Raw genomic sequence first — 1500 nt, forward strand, 5'->3', positions numbered from 1 at the left:
GGGTGCGACCGCGTTATGGCCCGGCTCGGGTCGGACCGCGGCCGTCGGCCGCATACTGATCGCCAGCGCGACGACCAGTGCTGCAGCGGCTACCACGAAGATCGCCGCGACCGCGCTGACCACCAGGACCAGCGGTCTGCGGCCACCTTCCTGGGGAATGGCAAAGGTGCCGGTGTAGGTGCCGGTCGGAAATGGTTCCTCGCCTGCGAGTGCGGTGTAGGCATCGGCTTCCTCGTCGGTAACCGCGCTGTAAGCCAGAGCCTGCTCGCCGGACGCGCCGTCGACGGCAACGTCGAAGTACCCGGGCGCCACCGCATCCGGGTTTATCGCACCGGTGCCAGGATCTTGTGCATAGGCCAGCGCAGCGGTCGACGAGGAGAACAACGGCGCGTTGGCCGAGGCCAGCGCGGCGCCCCGGGCAAGCGCTGTCTCCGGCTCCTCGGGCGCATTGACCGTCAGCGCGGTCGCCGCCTCCAACTGCGCCTTGATCGGGGCGATGTCAACGCCCGAGCCGACGACGAACAGGCCGTCCGGACGCGTTTCCAACGCCTCGGCGCCGGAAGCCATCGCGGACAGCTCGGCGACGGGATCACTGCCGGGGGGCAGCGGCTGGCGGTGTACATCGGTGATCGAACCGTCGGCGGTGTTCACCACGGCCAGCGTCGCGGTGTCGGGCTCGACAAACAACAGTCCGGTCTGCGCATAGCCGACCGAGTTGCCGACGACTTGCGCCAGCGCCGCAGCGGCCAAAAACGACGACACCAGCATGACGTTCTCGACCTTGCGGGCCGCCAGCGCGTCCCGCAGCGCAGCCGCCTCAACCGGATCCGTCCAGGTCACACCCGTCGAGCGCAATTGATAGCCGCTTTCGACGGCACCTTCCTGGGTACCCAGGATCGCCGCAACCACCTGGTCGGCCGCTCTGACGGTTGGTGCGTCGGCCGTGTTGACGTCGAAGCCCTCTTCGTCGACCGTGACGCCGTCGGCATTTTCGCCCTCAACCAGAACCATGCGGACCGCTGTTGGTGCCATCGACACGCCAAGGACGGTGTCCACTACTCCTCCAACGCTATTTGTTGACTGACCGGGATTATCGGGAGCTGATCACCACGCCGAGCCAGTGCATTGCGGATTGCCGAGGTTCCTCAAGTGCTGGCAGGAGCGACATGGGTCACTCCCCGGTCTTCGCCCCTTCGACCTTACAGATGGCCGGCGACCGCTGGCTATGCGTTGACTCTTACCCACGGCCGTGACCAAAGCCTCCGCCGAAGCCGCCGTGTCCTCCCCCGAAACCGTGGCCCCAGCCGCCGCCGCCGTGGCCCCAGCCACCACCGTCGTGATCGCCGCCCCAGGGACTCTCGGGCGGCCCAAAGATTCGCGGAAGGATCGGCGGTATGAGCGGTGGCGGAGCTGGCGCTGGGACCAGAATTGGCAATGGAGCGGGCACCGGAGCAGGACCAGGCACCCGAACGGGCGCCGGAGCGTGGACCGGCGCCGGAG

General features: G+C 67.9%; 1 protein-coding gene. It reads right to left on the reverse strand.

Annotation, left to right across the window (positions count from 1 at the left end):
* Positions 1–1056: DUF7159 family protein (locus tag WAN71_RS04445; RefSeq protein ID WP_422224171.1), on the reverse strand; the 1056-nt coding region annotated here is incomplete at its 3' end.
* Between the last annotated feature and the right edge of the window lie 444 nt (positions 1057–1500).

Origin of the sequence: Mycobacterium sp., assembly GCF_049280035.1 — a bacterium.
Classification (GTDB): Bacteria; Actinomycetota; Actinomycetes; order Mycobacteriales; family Mycobacteriaceae; genus Mycobacterium.